Origin of the sequence: Bacillus sp. JJ1532 (genome assembly GCF_036965085.1) — a bacterium.
GTDB lineage: Bacteria > Bacillota > Bacilli > Bacillales > Cytobacillaceae > Cytobacillus.
In genome coordinates this window covers 39243-58494 of record NZ_JBALOW010000039.1, presented here as the reverse complement: position 1 = coordinate 58494, position 19252 = coordinate 39243, and the positions used below count along the sequence as shown (strand labels likewise).

Here is a 19252-nt window from a genome sequence, read left to right as displayed (position 1 = left end):
TCGTGGGTCTTTATTATGACCTGCTAATTCCTAGACTAATTGTTTTTCTAAAGGATTCAGCCGCTGTGTAAGGATTCGCGGCCTTCATAATACCGGAAACAATTGCATAACCAGCGATGTGTTTTTCTGGAAGCTCCGATAAATTATCAACTTTAATTCCCCCGATAGCTACTACTGGGATTGAAACTTTTTTCGTAATGGCTTGAAGCATCCCCTCAGGAAGCAGTTTGGCATCGTTTTTTGATGTTGTTGGGAATACTGCACCGACTCCTATATAATTTGCTCCATTTCTCTCAGCTTCCACAGCCTCTTCGACCGTTGAAACAGAGATTCCCACGATCATAGAGGCGGGTACTATTTTTTTGGCGGCAGACAAAGGCAGATCGTTCTGGCCGATATGAACTCCAGCAGCATTTACGGCAATTGCAATATCAATTCGATCGTTAATAATAAGTGGCACTTGATAATGATCTAGCAAGTTTTTTAATTTTTTTGCTTTTTCGTAAAAAAGCTTTCCGCTGCTTTGTTTTTCACGGAGCTGAACAATCGTCACTCCGCCTTTCACAGCACTCTCAACGGTTTGGAGAAGCTTTTCAACTGGAGCTGATTCTTCAGTAACTAAATATAATGTATAGTTTGGTTTCATGCGAAACGAACACCTTCTTCCCATATTTGTCCATCCATTAACGATATCTCATCCATAAGCTTGATACGGTAAGTCCCTATCCCATCACAATCTTGTAATCTATTTCTTGCCCTTTCTCCTGCTAAACTCATAACTGACATTCCAGCGATGGCTGCAGAAAATAGGTCATCTGTGATTCCGGCAAAGCAGCCGATTAAAGAAGCTGTCATACAGCCTGTTCCTGTAATTCGGGTTAGCCAAACATCACCATTTTCTATGCTGACGGTCTTTTCTCCATTGGAAATTACGTCAATCTCGCCGCTAATGACTGTTATTGTATTAAGCTGCTTGGCAGTCTCAATAGCCAGAGCTTCCTTCGAGATAGAAATCTCTCCAGCGTCAACCCCTCTTGTTACGCCCTTACCGCCAATTAGGGCAAAAACCTCTGTTGCGTTTCCTCTTACAATGGATACATGAACTTTTTTCAGAAAATCAATTGCCTTTTTCGTTCTAAATGGAGTAGCGCCAACACCGACTGGGTCAAAAACGACTGGAATTCCTTTTTCATTTGCGGCTTGCCCTGCACGAATCATCGCACTATAGGTCAAATCATCAATCGTACCAAAATTAATGACAAGTGCATTTGCCAAGCTCACCATATCTGCAACCTCTTCGATACTTGTAGCCATAACGGGTGAACCGCCAATGGCAAGTGTTGCATTTGCACAATCGTTTATCGTGACGTTATTTGTAATATGGTGAATAAGTGGATTGCGCTCCTTTATTATCGTAAATAAATTTTTAATCGTATCCTTATTCATGATCATTTGTCCTCCAAGCTAAAATGTTTAGGAGTTTTGCTTGATTAGCAGATTTGCTTTTTCATATAGTTCATAAAAATGGTTCGTAGGACCATGGCCATGTCCAAGTTCAAGACTATGTTTAATGGCAGTTGTGATATAGTTTTTTGAAGATCGTATTGACTCTAATAAAGACTCTCCTTTTGCTAAATTGGCTGCAATAGCAGATGAAAGAGTACAGCCTGTACCGTGTGTATTTTTTGTATGAATTCTTTCTCCCTTTATCCATTGAAAGCTGTTTCCATCAAAGAATAAATCATTAGGCTCTCCGCTAAGATGTCCGCCTTTTAAGAGAACTGAACCCGCCCCTAGTGCTTTTATGACTAAGCAAGCATCCTTTATATCTTCTTCACAGTTAATCTTACTGCCAGTTAATACCTCTGCTTCAGGTATATTAGGCGTTACAATTGTTGATAACGGAATTAATATTTCCTTAAGGGCCGCAATTGCCTCTTTTTGTAATAAGTGATGTCCGCCTTTTGAAACCATGACTGGATCTAATACAATGTATTTTGGTTTATATTTTTGCAAAGAACCGGCAACTACCTCAACTGTTTCAGCAGTAGAAAGCATCCCTATCTTAACAGCATCAACCTGGATATCATCGAATACAGCTTCTATTTGATCCTGGATGATTGAAAGATCAATATTTTGTACTGATCTTACTTCCTGTGTATTTTGTGCGGTAACGGCCGTAATGACTGACATGCCAAATACTCCTTGCGCGGCGAATGCCTTTAAATCTGCTTGAATTCCTGCACCGCCGCCAGAATCAGAGCCTGCGATTGTAAGTGCTGTTTTCATGAAGCATCCCTCCGATCGCCTTATTTTTAATTAATATTTTTAGTAGTGCATATCCCATAATTGCACCAGTAAAGGAACTCATCGTAAAAGCAGGTATTAATCCGAATAAGGTTGCTTCCTTCCCTAATAGAAGTACTGCAATTGGGTAGGTTGCCATTGCACCAAGAATCCCTGTACCAATGACTTCCCCTGTAGCAGCAAACCCAATATTCTTTGTTTTTCGATATAGCATTGCAGCCAGAAATGCTCCTATCATACTGCCAGGATAGGCAAATAAACTCCCGGTTCCAAGCATATTTCTAAGCGAAGATGAGATAAATGCTTGAATCACTGCATACCAAGGTCCAAGTAAAACAGCTGAAAGGACGTTGGCAAAATGCTGAATCGGAAAAATTTTCGCAAAACCAACTGGAATGTAAATGAAACTGCTTGAAACTGTGGTGATCGCTGCGATGATGGCAGTTAAGGTAAGTTTTTTCGTTTTTTGCATGACTGTCACTCCTTTGTTTATTTTTTTGAGACGATATTTTCAAAGGCTTCTTTTGGGTCGACCGGCTCTTTTATAACCTTTGATTTGTAAAGCCAATCAGCAACATTCTGCCAAGATGCTTCTGCTTGATAGCCAAATGGCACATCCTTATCCTCCATTAATGGTAAGAGAACCTGCAAGCTTTCCTTTTCGACTTCTTTATCTAGTGGAAAGCTATCATTTTCATGATCAAGCAAAACTTGGAGACCAGCATCAGGGTCTGCTTTCACGTCTTCATGGCCTTTCGTGATTGCATGCCAAAACTTTTCAATCGACTCTTTCTTTTTGCTTAATGTTTTTTCACCTGTTACGATGATTAGCTCATAATTATCAGGGACACCATAATCCGGCAAATGAAGAACATCGATGTTGTATCCTTCTTTTTTCAATAGAACCTGCTCATGGTTAATATAAGCACCGACTAGCGCATCCACATTATCAGTTGCTAAGGAGGCCATTAAATCCCAGCCAACATCAGTCAATTTCACCTTACTCATATCACCGCCATCAATTTCGACCATTGATGAAACTACGGCCTCACTTACTGAAGCCGATGGGTAGCCAACATTTTTCCCTTCTAAATCCTTTGGAGATTGTATTCCGCTTTCTGTCTTATACATGATTGCATCAAGGGAATGTCTCACAAATGCTGCAATGGAGACGACAGGGATATTTTCCGCTCTTGAAACTAAAAGCTGACTTTGATAGCTGATTGCTAAGTCAACTTTTCCAGTGGCGGCAAGCTTCAAATGGTCGTTCGTATCGGCAGGCATTTCAATTTTTACATTTAGACCTACATCTTCAAAATATCCTTTTTCTTTAGCGACATAAATGGCTGAGTGAACTGCATTCGGATACCAATCAAGCATAATGCTTAAATCCTCTAGCTCTTCCATTTTATCTGCATTACTCGTTTCGTTTTGCCCTGCGTTACAGCCTGCTAACATGATGGCGATAACAATCAATAATAGTTGATATAACAGTGATTTTTTCATCTTCTGAGCAACTCCATATGTGAATTATTCTACATTTTTCCATTTCAATATATAATTCTCTGCTGCTTTAACAATGGCGAACAAAAGGATGCCAAGTAAAGTTAGGATCGTAATGGCTGCAAAAACTCCTTCTGCATTTAAATTTCCTGACATTCTGCGGCTATAGTATCCTAAGCCCTCACTTGCCCCTAGCCATTCTCCAATCGTCGCACCAACTAAAGCATAAACGATAGCAAGCTTTAGCCCAGAGAAAAAAGAAGGAAGTGCCATCGGAGTGTTTAATTTTAGGAAGATCTGCCAGCGGTTTGCTCCCATGGAACGCAATAATTCGCTATATTCCTGATCACTCGATTTAAGTCCGTCATATGTGCCTACAACAATAGGAAAAAATGAGATAAGAATCGTTACCGCGACCTTACTCCAAATCGTATAGCCGAACCAAAGGACGAAAATTGGCGACAAGGCAATGATTGGAATCATTTGCGAAATTAACACTGCAGGATAAAGCATTTTTTCTAGTGTTTTGAAAAAAAACATCCCTGCTGCCAACACAATTCCTCCCATAACAGCTAGGAGAAATCCAATTAGAAATTCAATCATCGTAGCTGGCAAGTGTTCTAATAATAGTGGCTTCCAATTTTCAAAAATTGATAAGATTACTCTTGTTGGTGCCGGAATGATAAAGGCAGGAATGAACTCACTTTGTACTAGCCATTCTAATAAGAGTAAGATTGTCATGAAGAATAGGAGAAATAAACTATAAGTCTGTATCCATAATTTAATTTTTTTCATAGGCAATCTTCTTCTCCAGGCTTTGTCTTAAAGTAATCAGCTCTTTTTCATGCAGCATATCAAGTTTTCTAGGACGTTTCAGATTGACCTGAATTTCTTCTAGCGTTTTATCAGGGTGCAACAAGAGTATTCGGTCACTTAGAAAGCATGCTTCCTCCAAATCATGGGTAATAAACAATACCGTTTTGTTTAATTCCTGCCATATCGACAGCAGCCATGCCTGCATGTCTTTTTTCGTTAAGGAATCAAGCGCTCCGAACGGTTCATCCAGCAATAATAATTCCTTGCCTGTTAATAAGGCCCGAAGAAAAGAAACTCTTTGTCTCATCCCTCCTGATAGCTGTTTTGGAAATGAATTCTCGTACTCTAGTAAACCTATTCGTTGAAGCCACTCTCTTGCTTTGTCTTTTGTAAGCCCATTTTTCTTCTGAATATCGGCTGAAATCATAATATTTTCTAGTATAGTTCGCCAAGGGAGGAGCAAATCACGCTGGGGCATATAGCCAATATCCCCCAGCGTGATTGCTTTTCCATTCAGAAAAACCTCCCCACTATCTTGTTTAAGCAGACCGGTAATTAATTTTAATATAGTAGTTTTACCTGTTCCGCTTCTTCCAATCAAAGAGACAAACTCGCCATTAGTTACTGTTAAGCTTAGATTTGATAGTATTTTGTTTTCTTGATTTCTATCTTTAAAGGCATAAGATACATTCTTTAATTCTAGTGTCATTATTCCACCGTCTTATACGTTAAATTGGCCAGTCCTGTTTGTAATAGTTCATATCCCAGAATAAATACTCGTATTTCGAAGTCATCTGGAAATGCTCCTCTAGAACAGCGAGCTCCCTCTCTGGTTTCCCTTCTGCCAGTTCATCCATTAGTTCAATCAGCCATTTAGCTCCATTGCCAAATGTTTCAGAATCATACGTTTCTACCCATTTAGCATATCGGTTAGTAGATAATTGATCCCCATACTGCTTTCTTAAAAGCTTCCCAATCTCCCAATAATCCCACGCACAAGGTAGCAAACAAGAAACCACTTCCGCTAAACTGCCATTTTGAGCGACATGCAGCATATACCTCGTATACGCCAAATTTACAGGTGTAGGTTTTGTTGCCTCCAATTCTTCTCGAGAAATCCCAAATTCCGCGGCAAACTTCCTATGTAATTCCATTTCAAAATGCAACGTTTCATGCAGAATTTTAGCAAACTTCCCCATTGTTTCTAGATCCTGCGCCTTCATAACACCTACTGCAAAAAGTTTCGAATAATCAATTAAATACACGTAGTCTTGTTTCATATAATGAATAAACTTCTCTTCATCTAATATTCCCTTCCCCAATTCTTGAACAAAAGGATGATTGTGATTCTTTTCCCAAATAGGCTGTACATTTTTAAATAATCTGTCAGTAAATCTTTTCGTTTTAACCGTTTCCATTACATTCTCCTCCTGAAAATTAATATTTATTTTGTGTTGCTATAACACACGAAAAAATAGAAAAACCGCTTCCCAATAGGAAAGCGGTTAAGTCAATACGTTGAAAAATACGTAATCGTTAACTACTTCCCTACGCTAGTATGACCTAGATCAGGTTCGAAGGGTTCATCTCAGCCTCAAAAGGCGCCCCTAGTAGAATGAAAATATTTATAATATTCATACATAGAATAGCATGAATATTATTTAATGCAAGTAAAATAATTCCATAAAAAAAAAGAACTGCATAAGAGCAATTCTTTATACTTCAATAGACCATCCAAACGGATCTTCAAGTGTTCCATTTTGGATTCCTGTTAAAGTATCATATAATTTTTTCGCTATTGGACCTGTTTCGCCATTATTTACAATCAGTTTTTCGTTTTTCCATGAAAATTCGCCTATCGGTGAAATAACAGCAGCTGTTCCAGTGCCAAACGCTTCCTCTAGCTTTCCGTCTAAGCTTGCTTGATAGACCTCATCCATAGAAATTTTTCGTTCAACAATAGGTAAATTCCAATGCTTTATAAGTTGAATAATAGAATCGCGAGTAACACCTTGTAAAATACTGCCATTTAGTTCAGGAGTAATAATTTCGCCATTAATCTTAAAGAAGACATTCATACTGCCAACTTCCTCAATGTACTTCTTTTCTTTTCCATCCAGCCATAATACTTGAGAATAGCCTGCTTTGCCTGACACCTCTTGTGCTTTCAGACTGCCAGCATAATTTCCTGCCGTTTTTGCATCACCAGTGCCGCCTTTTACCGCACGAACAAATTCTGTTTCAACTGCAATTTTTACTGGGTTAATTCCTTCTTTATAGTAAGCTCCTACTGGAGAAAGAATAATAATAAATTGATAGCTTAAAGAGGCTGATACCCCTAAATGGACTTCAGTTGAAATAATGAACGGACGAATATACAAAGAGGTTCCTTCAAGATTAGGGATCCAGTCTCTGTCTACCCTGATTAGCTCCTTCAATGCTTCTAATGCAAGCTCTTCATCCAGTTCAGGCATGCACAAGCGAGCGCTTGATCGATTTAACCGTTCAAAGTTTTTATTAGGCCTAAATAAAAAAACTTTTTCATCCTTCGTTAAATAGGCTTTTAACCCTTCAAATACAGTCTGTCCATAATGAAAAATTGTGGCTGCAGGGTCTAAAGTGATAGGTTGATACGGAACAATCCTCGGATCATGCCAGCCTTTTCCTTCCGTATAGTCCATAATAAACATATGATCAGTGAAGGTTCTTCCGAATTCAAGCTTGTCGAACGCCGGCTTTTCTTTTCTAGTTGTTGCTAAGTTAATTTCAATTTGATGGTCTTTCATTCTTCAATTCCCTGCCTTTTAATATGCTGTGTACTTTAAATGATTTATTCAATCACTAAAAAAGTTCCTTAGGATTAACACTAAAGAGAATTAAATATTATTTTTAAATAATTTCTAATTGTCGTGATTGTTATTTTAATTATCCGACAATTCATGGTCATTTGTCGAGAGGTTTTTACAAATTTTTTAAAAAATTATTTTTATCATTTAAACCAGCCTTTTTCCTTCGACTGAGTTATGGCCTCAATTCTGTTTTTTACCTCAAGCTTATCTAGAATTTGCGAGATATAATTTCGAACAGTCCCTGTTTTAATGCTCAATTCATCAGCAATTTCTTTCGTGTTTTTTCCATCTGCCACAAGCTCAAGAACCGCTTTTTCCCGATCTGTTAAAGGATTTTCTTCGTTATAAACATCATCCATTAATTCTGGGGCATAAATTCTTCTTCCGGCCATCACTGTTCTGATTGAGTCTGCCAGCTCTTCACTTGGACTATCCTTTAATAAATAGCCACGTACACCAGCCTTCAATGCTCTTTGGAAATAACCTGTTCTAGCAAATGTTGTTAGTATGATGACCTTGCAATCGAAGTCCTTTAATTCTTCCGCCGCTTCAAGTCCACTTTTTTCCGGCATTTCGATATCCATCATACAAACGTCTGGCTTATATTTTTTTACGAGTGAAATGGCTTCTTCTCCATTGCTCGCTTTTCCGACTACTTCCATATCATCTTCCAAATTGAGCAGTGAACCTAATGCCCCTAACATCATGCGCTGATCCTCTGCAATGACAATACGAATCATGAATGTTCCTCCTAATCTGCCTGCTTTATAACATTTGGTACTTTCATCGTAATGGCAGTCCCATCTTGTTCAATGATATCAAGCGTGCCATTGACAAATTCCAGCCGTTCTTTAATACCAAGTAATCCGCTGCCTTTTAACTCGTCATAATTGCTTCCGATACCAATCCCGTTATCTTTAATCTTTATACAGACCTCATTTGCTGTTTGCTCAATTGTTATTTTACATTTAGTAGCCTTGCTATGCTTAACAACATTTGTTACTGCTTCCTTCATACACATGCTGAGAATGTTCTCAAGAAAAATGGATACATTCGTAAGCTTTAGTTCATTTCTGCAAATGAATTCAATTTGTGCTGCATCAAGAAGCTGCTTTATGCTAACAAGTTCCTCTTTTATTCGTATACCCCTCATTTGAGAAACCATTTTTCGTACTTCATTTAATGCTGTTCTAGCCGTTTGCTGAACATCCTTCATTTCATTTCGTGCTTGTTCCTGGTCTTTGTACACTAATCTTCTTGCCAAATCACTCTTTAATCCAATGAGAGAGAGCTTTTGCCCTAATGTATCATGCAAATCCCGGGCGATTCTCTGGCGTTCTTCCTGTTTCACCAGGTCCGCAATTCTCTTGTTGGCATATTCAAGCTGTTCTTCAAGCTTCTCTTGTTTTTTCTTATTATACAAATTAAATGGAAGAAGAATGACACTAATCCAAATAATAATTATAAATGGCAATTGACTAAAAAAAAGCTCATCCCTCAGGATAAAGTTATAATTAATTGAAAAAGTTGTGGCTACTAAATGGATGATATATAGCGTTAAAAAAGCTATGCGATTTTTTATATTTCCATTATAGTAGGCAATGTAAAAAGCAAAATAGACAAATTGAAAGTGAATGGTCATGGTTATGGAAATACCGATAAGAATACAAGTCCATAAATAAACTGGCCACTTTTTTGAAATAAACGCAAGCCTGTATGTGACAAAAAAGAGAATGGTCAGGATGATTCCAATAATGATATCGATCGTTGATGAAAATTGAAAAATAAAATAAAAAGGCAGTATACTAAAAACACTCCAAATGTATGGAGCGATTCCTGAGCTTTTTAATGTTGTTAAATACTTTTTTACCATACTTGTACCTCATATAATTAATCATTACTTTCGTATATTGATTCTAACATAAATAAGGCAAGGTTCTCATCTATGGTGAGGCCCTGCCTTTTTATTTTGGATGTAAGAACGAAGATGGTTATTTAATGATATTAAGCTGTTTCTCTCTTTCACTCCGTTTCTTCATGTAATAAGCAGCCTCTTTATAAGTAACAAACTTATTATTTAGCTCATCCCAAAGTCTGAAGCGAAGTGATTGTATGCTTGTTTTTAATGAAACTGTTGGAACGTTTTTTAATGGTTCAGTATTATTATGTGCCTCTTCTAATTTATAGTTAGGCACTCTTGGACTTAAATGGTGGACATGGTGATAACCGATATTCCCTGTTAGCCATTGAAGCAGCTTCGGAAGCTTATAAAAGGAGCTTCCTTCTACAGCAGCTTTTACATATTCCCAATGCTCATCCGCTTCGAAATATGAATCCTCAAATGTATGCTGGACATAAAAAAGCCATATTCCGGCTGAACCGGAGATTAAGAAAATGGGACCCTGTACTAAAAGAAACGATTCCCATCCAATCGCCCAGCACATTAGACTGTACAATAAAACGATCGAAATATTTGTTAAATAAGTATTCAACCGCTCCTTCATCCTTGCTCCTTTTCTGTTAAAGCGATTCACGATTAAAAATTGATAAATCGGGCCGAGGCCGAACATGACAAATGGATTGCGGTATAATCGATAAGCTAAACGCTGCCAAAAAGTTGCAGAGATATATTCATCAACGGTGAGCATCCAAATATCTCCAACTCCGCGCTTATCTAAATTACTGCTTGTTGCATGATGGAAAGAGTGGTCATGCTGCCATTGGCTGAATGGAAAAATGGTGATGATCCCTGTTATCGTCCCAACAATTTTATTAGCCGTTCGATTTTTAAAGAAAGAATAGTGACAGCAATCATGAAAAATAATGAAAATCCGAACTAGGAAACCGGCAGCCACAACAGCAATCGAAAGCGTTAATAAGTAGGATACTGTTAAACTTTTATATGCTAGAAACCATAATAAGAAAAAAGGAATTAATGTATTTATCATTTGCCAAACACTGGCTTTCATATTTGCTTTTTCGTAAGGAGCCATTTGTTTTCTTAAATGAATTTGCTTTTGTTTGGTCATATTAAGTGTATCCTTTCCCTCAGTTTTTTCTTATTATATATAATTGAATAGAGAATTATAAGGCATACGTGTCATGTACAAACCATGATAAATGTCATGTTTGAAAAATAATTGACAGAGGAGATCAAGAAATGAACCGGATACTTAATAAGTTTTTACACAAAGCAAAAACAACTTTACACTCCACAACTGCTCTCGTTAAAGAAAGAATTTATGCGTTGACTGGCACTTCTTCTGCAACAGTCGTGCAGCTGGCTGATTTTATTCGAAAACACCCGGATACAAGAGTGATGAAAAAGGAGCTATTAGGGCAAACATTTTATTTTTACATTTTGGAAAAGGATGGGGTCCGGTATTCACTTGAATGCAGAAATTCGTATATCCTCCAATTGGACGTACATGCTGGAAATGAACCTATTGTAACATACCGTTCTTATAGGGATCACTATCAATTAAATACACCGATAAAGTTTCCTGAACTAACAGCAGAATAAAATAAAAATGGGCCTCCAAAAATAGAGGTCCATTTTTATTTTATGAAAATATACTTTTAATACTGTCGATTAGATTCTTAAAAAAGTCGGAAATAGCCTGCAGAAACCCTTTATCACCTACAGCATCTTCAATGCGCTGCTTAATATCCTTTGAAATATCCTCGAGCTGAGATTGAACATTGTCAAAATTAATATTTAAACTGCGCATTTTTTCGAATAAATCAATAAGCAGCTGACGATCTTGTTCACTCAGTTGGATTTCCAATGTCTTTAATTGATCATTAATGATTTGTTCAATTTCTTCCTTCGTTGCTGGATTTTGGTTGGCAATCTCTTTTTTGATTTCTGTCAAAAGCTCTGTAATCTTATCTTGATCCATGCCTTCCTTTTTTGCTAATTGAGTGGCAAGGTTCAGCTCTTCATTGGCAACCTCGGTGTGCTCTGTATTTAAACCTTCGCCATTTCCTTCATCATAGGCTTTATAAATACCGACTAATGCCGAGTGTCCTGAAACCTTCACTGGAGATGCCACTTCTACTATTGCATCCTGTATCCCCGCAGTTAATAGCGCATTCGCATACATTTCATCTGTTACTTCGGTTATATTTTCGGGGGTAACTTGTTTGATGACAAGCCCTTCACCCGCTTCTTTTCGGGTGATTTTTGCAGAAGAATACATATTGGCACGCTTGTCCCCTTTAATATAGGTGACTAAATCATCTCCAGTCACCGTTATTTCAGTTACTTTACTCGTGTCATTTACGCCCAGTAATTTTCGTACCTCATCCTTTTGGGCAGAGGATAATTTTTCCCCATATACAACGATAGGAAGTCCAAATTTTTCATTGATACTTTCTTCATTGCTACCATTAGCTGCGAGTGCAATTGTTCCGAGATTTGCTGCAAATAAAAAAACGAATCCCATCATCATCCATTTCGTTAAATTCTTTAACATGTATACACTCTCCATTTAATTTTGAATTACTATAGCAATCTATCAGCTATACGATTTAATGACAAATATAGCGATGCAGAAATTTTAACACACATGATGAAAAAATTCTTGTCCTAGATATAAAGATTCATTCATTTTGAATAGGATGACTTTTTAAAGCATGAAAGGAATAGGCAAGTTTCTTTGCAAAGCTCAGTGGTGGTTCAACGGATTGCAAATGTATATAGAGGATATTTGGTTTTGTAAAAATCCAATGATTGTGTAAGGCGCTGACGATAATTCCCTGTGAGACAACCGCATGCATAAAGGCTGGGATTTCCTCTTCTAAAATTGCCATTTCCGCCAGGTTTAAGGCATTTCCATTCTGATCTAATGCCTCAAATGAAAAGCCTGCTGGTACAACTGATGATGTTGGACGCCCTTGAACTGATGCTTTAAAATCGCGCTGCATTTCTACAGAACAAACACCTTTGTTAAACTTCCCTTTTCCGTTAAATATTTTTGCAAATTGATCGCATAACACCTTTATGTCATTCATATGAACCCTCCTCATTTAGAAGATTCATATGAATGAGAATAAAAATTTATGAAATATGTTTATTATTGAATTCTTCCTTATTGATTATGATCTTCAACCGCCTCTAAGAGCTTAAATAGAAAAAGATAAATCAGCTTGCATGCTTCGCCGATTGTCATTTCTTCTGTAAAGCCTTCCACACCATTAAGTGCAAAATTGAAATCCCATAATCCATCGGCTTGAGAAAACAGTAAACTAAATTTTGCCTCCCCTTTTAATTCATTTGTTAAAAAGGTTTTAATGGACTTTTCATGCTTCTTCTGCAGCTTTAAACCTAACATAGCTTCATATGTACTAAAGACATCATCTACTTCTATACATAACGAATCTGTACCCACTTTATTAAAACGGCTTGATTCAATGTAAATAAACTCATTTTTATGGGTATGCAAATAGTTAAGAGGCTGATCAAAAAAATCCAACGACTCTTCAGCAAGCAGTTCTTCTGTTTCCTTATTACTGCGTTCAATATAAGCATCGTTGAATAGTGAAGCATCATTTTTTTCTGTAACAATCATTTCTTCAGTAATCAGTTGCTGTTTCTTGGCATAGTCTATTTCTTCCTTAAATAAGACTATATTTGGCTGTTCTTTTAACATAAGTTCTTTAAATTTTGACTTTAGCATGTTCACGTTCTCCTTTGTTTCATAGTTGGACGTTTCTTTTTGGAAGGCTTCCCTTTGAATGGTTTTGGCTCCATTATTGCTTTTGAATTGTGTTTTTTTGATTTTGTGGACTGTTTTGATTCACGATCATTTTGTTTTTTTCTTGGCTTTCCCCAGTTATTTCTATCCTTATTTCTATCCTGATTAGTTTTCGAACGGTTTTTATCCTCATCCTTTTTATCCGTATTGCCTATATTTTGTTTTTTGATTGTAATGTTAAGCTCTTTTTCAATGAGATCAAGAGTTCCTCTATCTGCTGATGAGTATAGGGTAATAGCCAGGCCATTCATTCCTGCCCTGCCGGTTCTGCCAATCCGATGAACATAGCTCTCATGATCCTGAGGAATATCATAATTATATACATGGGTCACACCATCAACATCAAGACCTCGTGCTGCTACATCCGTTGCAATGAGGAATTGAGTTTCTGCATCCCTAAAGCGTTTCATGGCTTGCTCCCGTTTTGCTTGTGAAATATCGCCATGTAGTTCGTCACAGTTATACCCTTTTGATTTGAGCTCTTCAAATAGTTTGCTGACCCTTCTTTTCGTTCGGCAAAAAATAACGGCTAAGTATGGTCGATGAGTTTCAATTAGTTGAATAAGCGTTCCTTGTTTCGCGCGGTCAGTTGTGTGAATGGCCACTTGTTTTATATTTTTTGCTGGACCTTGTCTTTTCTCTATTTGGATGTATTTTGGATCCCTCATATACTTTTTAGCAAGCTTCCTAATTTCCGCTGGGACGGTCGCAGAGAATAACATTGTTTGACGTTCAGCAGGGGTTTCCTTAATAATGTCTTCAACTTCTTTTAGAAATCCGATATGAAGCATTTGATCAGCTTCATCGAGAACGAGATAAGAAACATTAGATAATTGCACGGTATCCCTTCTAATATGGTCTATTAATCGCCCTGGTGTACCAACAACAATTTGAACATTTTTCTTAAGCTTTTTCAGCTGTTTGTCCACATCTTGCCCGCCGTAAACCGCTAAAACCTCTACTCCATCTATTTTTGAAATTATTTTCTCAATTTCATCTGTAATTTGCAGTGCCAATTCCCTTGTGGGTGTAACAATTAATGCTTGAATAGTTGAGGAGTATGGTTCAATCTTTTCAATGATTGGCAATATAAAGGCAAGCGTTTTCCCCGATCCCGTTTCGGACTGAGCAATGATATCATTTCCTTCTAATGCAAAAGGAATCGCTTGTTCTTGTATAAGTGTTGGATTAGTGATACCGTATTGTTGTAATGTTTCGAATAAACCTTTCGAAATACCTAATGACATAAATTTAGGCAAAGTATTCCCTACTTTCTAAACTGCTCGTGGAATTATTATCTTTTTCATTTTGCTCGTTTTTCTTAGGAATAGCAAACAAAAAAACAGACATTCAAAATTATAGTCTGTTTTTCTTCTGGAATTTGTTATTTTACGCCTGAAAGTTCTTATTTTCAATTACAGTTACCTTGGAATGGGTGCTGCTTCCAATTTGTTTAGTAGTCTCTACTAGCTTATGGATATTTAGACACGATTTCTTTGCTCCAGCGACTAATAAGGGTACACCAATAAAATCGATTTTTAACCCTCTTGAAAAAAAACCTCCCATTGTCATAGCAAAAGGTACTGTTGGTGACGTGTTAGAAAAAATAATTTTTTCATCTATTTGAAACCGTTCCTCGAGTAATTGATATAGATTTTTTAATGCCGGAACAACAAGCTTAGACGATCTTCTTCCTAAAGTATAAACAGAATGTCCATCTTCATCTTTACCATGAAAAATAAACTTTCCAGCATCCGACTTATTAAGCTTATTAAAATACGGAACATTTAAAATTTCTTCCCTAGTTAGCACCCGATTTGTCGGAAGCTTTTGTAAATGGTAGGATGCAGCAAGTGATGTAGTATGTGTGCCGCCGAAATCATTATATACATAGATCATTTTGATCATCCTTCTAATAAGTCCTGCTGTTATTATTTCCATGTAATATGTAAATATTCCAAGTCTGCTCATTAACTAATTAATTATCCCCTTTTGGATGATTTTTACTTTCACATCTGTGTTAAAAGTTAAAGTTGGATACACAGAGTGCCAATCAAGCTTTTTCCATATTTTATGATGCAGAGCGATCATTCTTCTCCCAATACCTAACCCGTCACAATTTGCTTCTTGCAGCTGTTGTGTTACTTTTTGTGCTTGGTCAGTCAGCTTTTTTGAGAGAATGCTATTAAGCTTATGAATTTCCTTTTGTGAATCCAAAACATCTTGTGGATATTCTACTACTTTTGCTTTTAATTCAAGGCTTAAATGAACATGAATAGCAGAAGGGCTCTTCGCTTCAATCGATAAATTTCTATTTACGTCTGAAATATCAATCGTAATAAAATCTTTAATACTTTCCGTATCGTTGACCTTCATAGTTAGTCTCGCTAATTTAGAAAGATTGCCCTTTAACAGTTGAAATAGGATCGAGTCGTCCTTATTTAAATCCATTCCTGAGTAATTTTTGCCGTCAAACAATGCAGCCCCCATTACTTTGGCAGTCTTATGATCAATACGATGAATGACTGGAACAGTTATATCTTGGCCTGGATCTAAGATGATTGTGCCAATCGATTGGATATCATTATTTTTCAACATAGTCGCCTCCTCGGCACTTGTTAATAAATCTGAAAGATATTCACCTACTAATAAATCAGTTTCACTCCCTAATTTTATGACTTCTTTAGCTTTTCCTTTTACTACTGCTACCTTGGCATTTAAAGCACTTTTGGGATCTCGATAGAAAACGTCTAGAGTCGAGTAGAACTCTTTTCTTGCAAGCTTTTCTCCAACTAGAAGAACCTGTAATTTGGATGCATCGATTTTTTTTGACACTTCCAGATCAATTAAGTCACGTGCTCCACGAGGTGTACGATTAATTTCTGTAAATGTTTCGGTTTTGGCCTTCTGCACACCCGTCACTTCGGAGCCTTGTAAAGCTCGAATGGATACAGTAGTTGAAATTTTATCGGTATCTTCCATATCAAATGCAGAACTGTTAATCAAGCTTACATCCTTTAATAAATTTTGATCCCAGCAGCCTGTTAACAAAGGAATTGAAAGGAATAATACACTAATTATCTTTCGCATGCTGCTGCCCCTTTCGGCTAAATAGAACAAACGGTAAAAGGACCATTGGAATGGAAATAATCATATATCCTGCATATGAAGCATACTTACTAAATTGATTCATTGACTGTTCAGTATCTAATGGCAATAGTGCCGCGAAAAAAATGATCGCTAATATAATGAATGTATTTTTAGAAGATTTTTCGCTGTTAAAGATGCCTTTTATACATTCAGCACCCCAGAAGACATAGGAAACAAAAGACGTGAAAACCAAAACAATCCATAAAGATAAAAAGAGAAGATCCGTCCGCTCAATAATTTTAAATGAGAAGGCTTTTATTAAATAAAGTAATGGTTCTGGTATTAATAGGATGTCAGCCGGACTGAAAAACAAGAAGCAAGCGATAGTTGTTAATAAGTAGAATAATGTCACGACTATGTTTGAAGCCGTAATGAATTTAATTTTTAACTCTAAAGTTCCTGAAGTCATAGCAGTTAAAAACATGATAATTTCAAATCCAAGCAGAGCAATAATGACATCTTTCGTGCCAAATAAAATGTCCTTCCAGCCAGAGCTTCCAATTGGCAGTATATAATAAATATTTGCATCCTTAAGCGAATAAATGATTAATGCTATAAAGATAAATAGAAACAGAGATACGATTACATAAAATCTTGCAATAACCCGTATTTCTTCTTTCGCCAAAAAATAACAACTTACAACCATGATTAAGGAAAGGATCCAGTTAGGTGTTTCCGGTAAAACCCATCTATCAAGCATTCTTGTATATAAATTAAGAATCAGGACACTTACAATAATTGAATAAAGCAAAAGTCCAATTTCGAATATTATCTTCATTTTTTTCCCGAATATTAGCTCTACAATTTCTTTTACTTTTTTATTTGGGAATTTTTTCATAATAAAATAATAGAGCATAATAAAAATTTGAACAACGATGCCGCCGAGGAAAAGCGAGATCCAGCCATCAATTTTAGATGCCTTAGCCATCGTATTTGGTAAAGAAAAAATACCCACTCCTATTTGGGTTTGAATAATGATAAAGAAAAGCTGGGCAGGCGATATTTTCTTTGTTTTATTTTTCATCTTTGTCCCAGCCTCTGACCCAATTAATTTTTTTCTGTCTATTTGTCATAGTGTCTTGAGGGCGATTTTTCATTAACCATAAAGGCAACCGAACAAAGGAATCCTTTAGTCCATTAACTCTAAACGGGGCAACTGGATAAAAATATGGTACACCGAATGATTCTTGCTTACATAGTTTTATCAGAATTAATATAAAACCGAACACTAAGCCAATGAATCCAAATGTTGCTGAAATAAGCATAAGTGGAAACCTTAATAACCTCACAGCTGCACTTAGTTCATTCGATGGGACGACAAAAGATGAAATGGCAGTTATCGCAACAACAACGATCATTATGTTAGATACGATTCCTGCTTTTACTACAGCGTCACCGATGACTAATCCACCAACAATGCCAATGGTTTGGCTAATAGGAGTAGGCAGCCTAATTCCTGCCTCACGAATTAATTCAATTGTTAACTCCATAATAAAAGCTTCAATGATGGGTGGATATGGTATATCTTCAACTGCATTTTGCATGGGAATTATTAACTCATTCGGCAATACTTCCAAATGAAAGGAAACCACTCCAATATAAATAGATGGGAAAGTGATGGCAATTACAAAGCTGATCATTCTTAATAATCGAATAAAGGTAGCCGTAGTCCACCTGCTATTATAATCATCAGGTGATTGATAAAAAGAGAAAAAAGTTACGGGAACAATTAATGCAGCGGGACTTCCTTCAGTCATAATGGCAATTCGGCCATCCATGATGTTGTCCCCAACACGATCAGGTCTTTCTGTGTACAATATTTGCGGAAATACAGTGAACGGATCGTCCTCAATAAATTCCTCAATAAAGCCTGGGCTAATGATTACATCTGTCTCGATATTCATATAAGAAAGTCTTCTCTTTACTTCCGTTAATATCTCCTGATTGACAATGTCATTTCGATAAATAATTGCTGTTCTCGTCTTTGTTTTCGTTCCCAGTTCTATTAAATGTACGACTAAATCTCTATTATTTATAAGTGTTCTAATCATATGAAGATTAGTATTTAATCTTTCGACAAATCCTTCATGGGCACCTCGAACAATTAATTCGGACTTTGGCTCTTCTATCGATCTTTGTACAGGTTCCGTCATACTTACAAGGAATATTTCATCCTTCGTTGCAGTTAGGATCCCGATATGGCCTCTTAGAAGCATATCTACAGCTATTTGAAAGTCTTTTGTTTGAATCCTTTTAATATTATGCAGATATTCTTGAAAAAGATAACCCTCAAGTCTTGTCAATAAAGGGATGAATGTTTCTGTTAATTTCTCGTTTGAGACTAAACTTGAAAAAAACAAAATATCAATTGTCGAATCCTTGACATACAGAGTTTTAAATGAAAAATCACTTGATTCGATAAATGTTTCTTTTATCTGATCCATTAGATTGTTTCTGTGTCCACGCATTTATATCCCTGCCAATCAAATTCAAATTTTATTTTCATCAAATTATTCGTTATCATGGCTTGTCCTTTTAAAAAATGAAATCTATTTGTTTTTCCTAAAGGCTATTAATGAAGTTTTTAAGGAAGCGTAGCTTCCAATTGCAGCATATCCATAAAAATACCCCATAAATAGGCCAGCAAGAAGATTATTTTTATGGCTAATAAAAATGGAAATTCCGAAACCAAGTAAAATGGCAATCAAAGGAACAAACTTTTTCGGCGTTTTAAAAAAAATCTTGATTAGCTGCGTGATTATGATAATTGAAGGAATTGCTATGACCGCATCCCAAAAATTCGTGTGAATTGTAGGAAAATCGATTGATACCACCACCTTATCCATAAGTTCTCCTTTTATTTCCTAT

Annotated in this window: 22 protein-coding genes and 1 riboswitch; of the genes, 1 reads left to right on the top strand and 21 read right to left on the bottom strand. The window is 36.6% G+C overall.

What is annotated here, in order from left to right; translation table 11 throughout:
• Nucleotides 1-13 precede the first annotated feature (13 nt).
• The 12 genes from thiE to V7122_RS13960 form a co-directional block, all read right to left on the bottom strand.
• Nucleotides 14-646 carry a thiamine phosphate synthase gene (thiE, locus tag V7122_RS14015; RefSeq protein WP_335527242.1) on the bottom strand — a complete coding sequence of 211 codons (633 nt, stop codon included), beginning with the start codon at nucleotides 644-646 and terminating at the stop codon, nucleotides 14-16.
• On the bottom strand, nucleotides 643-1452 hold the full coding sequence (gene thiM, locus V7122_RS14010) for a hydroxyethylthiazole kinase (RefSeq protein WP_335347882.1): 810 nt from the start codon (nucleotides 1450-1452) through the stop codon (nucleotides 643-645). Before thiM ends, thiE begins: the two co-directional genes overlap by 4 nt.
• A 21-nt stretch (nucleotides 1453-1473) precedes the next feature.
• Nucleotides 1474-2289 carry a bifunctional hydroxymethylpyrimidine kinase/phosphomethylpyrimidine kinase gene (gene thiD / locus V7122_RS14005; RefSeq protein ID WP_335527240.1) on the bottom strand — a complete coding sequence of 272 codons (816 nt, stop codon included), beginning with the start codon at nucleotides 2287-2289 and terminating at the stop codon, nucleotides 1474-1476.
• The gene (gene thiW, locus V7122_RS14000) at nucleotides 2258-2779 is read right to left on the bottom strand and encodes an energy coupling factor transporter S component ThiW (RefSeq protein WP_335527237.1); all 522 of its coding nucleotides are present in this window, start codon (nucleotides 2777-2779) and stop codon (nucleotides 2258-2260) included. Before thiW ends, thiD begins: the two co-directional genes overlap by 32 nt.
• A gap of 17 nt (nucleotides 2780-2796) precedes the next feature.
• Nucleotides 2797-3813: an ABC transporter substrate-binding protein gene (locus tag V7122_RS13995; protein WP_335527235.1), complete on the bottom strand. Its 1017-nt coding sequence runs from the start codon at nucleotides 3811-3813 to the stop codon at nucleotides 2797-2799.
• Between the two features lie 24 nt (nucleotides 3814-3837).
• The gene (locus V7122_RS13990) at nucleotides 3838-4605 is read right to left on the bottom strand and encodes an ABC transporter permease (RefSeq protein ID WP_335527233.1); all 768 of its coding nucleotides are present in this window, start codon (nucleotides 4603-4605) and stop codon (nucleotides 3838-3840) included.
• On the bottom strand, nucleotides 4592-5335 hold the full coding sequence (locus tag V7122_RS13985; RefSeq protein WP_335347887.1) for an ABC transporter ATP-binding protein: 744 nt from the start codon (nucleotides 5333-5335) through the stop codon (nucleotides 4592-4594). The genes V7122_RS13990 and V7122_RS13985 overlap by 14 nt, the downstream gene beginning before the upstream one ends.
• A 19-nt stretch (nucleotides 5336-5354) precedes the next feature.
• Nucleotides 5355-6044 (bottom strand): thiaminase II, encoded by a 690-nt coding sequence (gene tenA / locus V7122_RS13980; RefSeq protein ID WP_335527231.1) that lies wholly within the window; start codon nucleotides 6042-6044, stop codon nucleotides 5355-5357.
• Between the two features lie 110 nt (nucleotides 6045-6154).
• A riboswitch (TPP riboswitch) is annotated at nucleotides 6155-6245 on the bottom strand.
• A gap of 96 nt (nucleotides 6246-6341) precedes the next feature.
• Nucleotides 6342-7412 (bottom strand): branched-chain amino acid aminotransferase, encoded by a 1071-nt coding sequence (locus V7122_RS13975; protein ID WP_335527228.1) that lies wholly within the window; start codon nucleotides 7410-7412, stop codon nucleotides 6342-6344.
• A 203-nt stretch (nucleotides 7413-7615) separates the two neighbouring features.
• Nucleotides 7616-8215, bottom strand: a complete 600-nt coding sequence (locus tag V7122_RS13970) for a response regulator transcription factor (protein WP_335484734.1) — start codon at nucleotides 8213-8215, stop codon at nucleotides 7616-7618.
• Between the two features lie 11 nt (nucleotides 8216-8226).
• On the bottom strand, nucleotides 8227-9348 hold the full coding sequence (locus V7122_RS13965) for a sensor histidine kinase (RefSeq protein ID WP_335484736.1): 1122 nt from the start codon (nucleotides 9346-9348) through the stop codon (nucleotides 8227-8229).
• Nucleotides 9349-9466: 118 nt separating this feature from the next.
• Complete coding sequence (locus tag V7122_RS13960; RefSeq protein ID WP_335527226.1) at nucleotides 9467-10504, bottom strand: fatty acid desaturase; 1038 nt, start codon at nucleotides 10502-10504, stop codon at nucleotides 9467-9469.
• Between the two features lie 131 nt (nucleotides 10505-10635).
• Here V7122_RS13960 and V7122_RS13955 point away from each other — a divergent pair, with 131 nt between their 5' ends.
• Nucleotides 10636-10998: a hypothetical protein gene (locus tag V7122_RS13955; protein ID WP_335348294.1), complete on the top strand. Its 363-nt coding sequence runs from the start codon at nucleotides 10636-10638 to the stop codon at nucleotides 10996-10998.
• 40 nt (nucleotides 10999-11038) lie between these two features.
• Here the strand turns inward: V7122_RS13955 and V7122_RS13950 are convergent, their stop codons facing one another.
• From V7122_RS13950 to V7122_RS13910, 9 genes are all read right to left on the bottom strand, one after another.
• Nucleotides 11039-11953 (bottom strand): DUF1002 domain-containing protein, encoded by a 915-nt coding sequence (locus V7122_RS13950; protein WP_438824785.1) that lies wholly within the window; start codon nucleotides 11951-11953, stop codon nucleotides 11039-11041.
• 127 nt (nucleotides 11954-12080) lie between these two features.
• Complete coding sequence (locus V7122_RS13945) at nucleotides 12081-12491, bottom strand: DUF1259 domain-containing protein (RefSeq protein ID WP_335527224.1); 411 nt, start codon at nucleotides 12489-12491, stop codon at nucleotides 12081-12083.
• Nucleotides 12492-12568: 77 nt separating this feature from the next.
• The gene (locus V7122_RS13940; protein WP_335527222.1) at nucleotides 12569-13156 is read right to left on the bottom strand and encodes a branched-chain amino acid aminotransferase; all 588 of its coding nucleotides are present in this window, start codon (nucleotides 13154-13156) and stop codon (nucleotides 12569-12571) included.
• A gap of 2 nt (nucleotides 13157-13158) precedes the next feature.
• On the bottom strand, nucleotides 13159-14481 hold the full coding sequence (locus tag V7122_RS13935) for a DEAD/DEAH box helicase (RefSeq protein WP_335527245.1): 1323 nt from the start codon (nucleotides 14479-14481) through the stop codon (nucleotides 13159-13161).
• A gap of 142 nt (nucleotides 14482-14623) precedes the next feature.
• Complete coding sequence (locus V7122_RS13930) at nucleotides 14624-15133, bottom strand: DUF3189 family protein (protein ID WP_335484769.1); 510 nt, start codon at nucleotides 15131-15133, stop codon at nucleotides 14624-14626.
• A gap of 75 nt (nucleotides 15134-15208) precedes the next feature.
• On the bottom strand, nucleotides 15209-16324 hold the full coding sequence (locus V7122_RS13925) for a Ger(x)C family spore germination protein (protein WP_335527221.1): 1116 nt from the start codon (nucleotides 16322-16324) through the stop codon (nucleotides 15209-15211).
• Nucleotides 16308-17408: a GerAB/ArcD/ProY family transporter gene (locus tag V7122_RS13920; protein WP_335484748.1), complete on the bottom strand. Its 1101-nt coding sequence runs from the start codon at nucleotides 17406-17408 to the stop codon at nucleotides 16308-16310. Before V7122_RS13920 ends, V7122_RS13925 begins: the two co-directional genes overlap by 17 nt.
• On the bottom strand, nucleotides 17398-18852 hold the full coding sequence (locus V7122_RS13915) for a spore germination protein (protein ID WP_335527219.1): 1455 nt from the start codon (nucleotides 18850-18852) through the stop codon (nucleotides 17398-17400). Before V7122_RS13915 ends, V7122_RS13920 begins: the two co-directional genes overlap by 11 nt.
• 81 nt (nucleotides 18853-18933) lie before the next feature.
• On the bottom strand, nucleotides 18934-19209 hold the full coding sequence (locus V7122_RS13910) for a hypothetical protein (RefSeq protein WP_335345448.1): 276 nt from the start codon (nucleotides 19207-19209) through the stop codon (nucleotides 18934-18936).
• Between the last annotated feature and the right edge of the window lie 43 nt (nucleotides 19210-19252).

Excerpts from the sequence above, each read along its gene's own strand:
- thiE (WP_335527242.1), bottom strand. The coding sequence starts at position 646 with ATGAAACCAAACTATACATTATATTTAGTTACTGAAGAATCAGCTCCA.
- thiM (WP_335347882.1), bottom strand. The coding sequence starts at position 1,452 with ATGATCATGAATAAGGATACGATTAAAAATTTATTTACGATAATAAAG.
- thiD (WP_335527240.1), bottom strand. The coding sequence starts at position 2,289 with ATGAAAACAGCACTTACAATCGCAGGCTCTGATTCTGGCGGCGGTGCA.
- thiW (WP_335527237.1), bottom strand. The coding sequence starts at position 2,779 with ATGCAAAAAACGAAAAAACTTACCTTAACTGCCATCATCGCAGCGATC.
- V7122_RS13995 (WP_335527235.1), bottom strand. The coding sequence starts at position 3,813 with ATGAAAAAATCACTGTTATATCAACTATTATTGATTGTTATCGCCATC.
- V7122_RS13990 (WP_335527233.1), bottom strand. The coding sequence starts at position 4,605 with ATGAAAAAAATTAAATTATGGATACAGACTTATAGTTTATTTCTCCTA.
- V7122_RS13985 (WP_335347887.1), bottom strand. The coding sequence starts at position 5,335 with ATGACACTAGAATTAAAGAATGTATCTTATGCCTTTAAAGATAGAAAT.
- tenA (WP_335527231.1), bottom strand. The coding sequence starts at position 6,044 with ATGGAAACGGTTAAAACGAAAAGATTTACTGACAGATTATTTAAAAAT.
- V7122_RS13975 (WP_335527228.1), bottom strand. The coding sequence starts at position 7,412 with ATGAAAGACCATCAAATTGAAATTAACTTAGCAACAACTAGAAAAGAA.
- V7122_RS13970 (WP_335484734.1), bottom strand. The coding sequence starts at position 8,215 with ATGATTCGTATTGTCATTGCAGAGGATCAGCGCATGATGTTAGGGGCA.
- V7122_RS13965 (WP_335484736.1), bottom strand. The coding sequence starts at position 9,348 with ATGGTAAAAAAGTATTTAACAACATTAAAAAGCTCAGGAATCGCTCCA.
- V7122_RS13960 (WP_335527226.1), bottom strand. The coding sequence starts at position 10,504 with ATGACCAAACAAAAGCAAATTCATTTAAGAAAACAAATGGCTCCTTAC.
- V7122_RS13955 (WP_335348294.1), top strand. The coding sequence starts at position 10,636 with ATGAACCGGATACTTAATAAGTTTTTACACAAAGCAAAAACAACTTTA.
- V7122_RS13950 (WP_438824785.1), bottom strand. The coding sequence starts at position 11,953 with ATGTTAAAGAATTTAACGAAATGGATGATGATGGGATTCGTTTTTTTA.
- V7122_RS13945 (WP_335527224.1), bottom strand. The coding sequence starts at position 12,491 with ATGAATGACATAAAGGTGTTATGCGATCAATTTGCAAAAATATTTAAC.
- V7122_RS13940 (WP_335527222.1), bottom strand. The coding sequence starts at position 13,156 with ATGCTAAAGTCAAAATTTAAAGAACTTATGTTAAAAGAACAGCCAAAT.
- V7122_RS13935 (WP_335527245.1), bottom strand. The coding sequence starts at position 14,481 with ATGTCATTAGGTATTTCGAAAGGTTTATTCGAAACATTACAACAATAC.
- V7122_RS13930 (WP_335484769.1), bottom strand. The coding sequence starts at position 15,133 with ATGATCTATGTATATAATGATTTCGGCGGCACACATACTACATCACTT.
- V7122_RS13925 (WP_335527221.1), bottom strand. The coding sequence starts at position 16,324 with ATGCGAAAGATAATTAGTGTATTATTCCTTTCAATTCCTTTGTTAACA.
- V7122_RS13920 (WP_335484748.1), bottom strand. The coding sequence starts at position 17,408 with ATGAAAAATAAAACAAAGAAAATATCGCCTGCCCAGCTTTTCTTTATC.
- V7122_RS13915 (WP_335527219.1), bottom strand. The coding sequence starts at position 18,852 with ATGCGTGGACACAGAAACAATCTAATGGATCAGATAAAAGAAACATTT.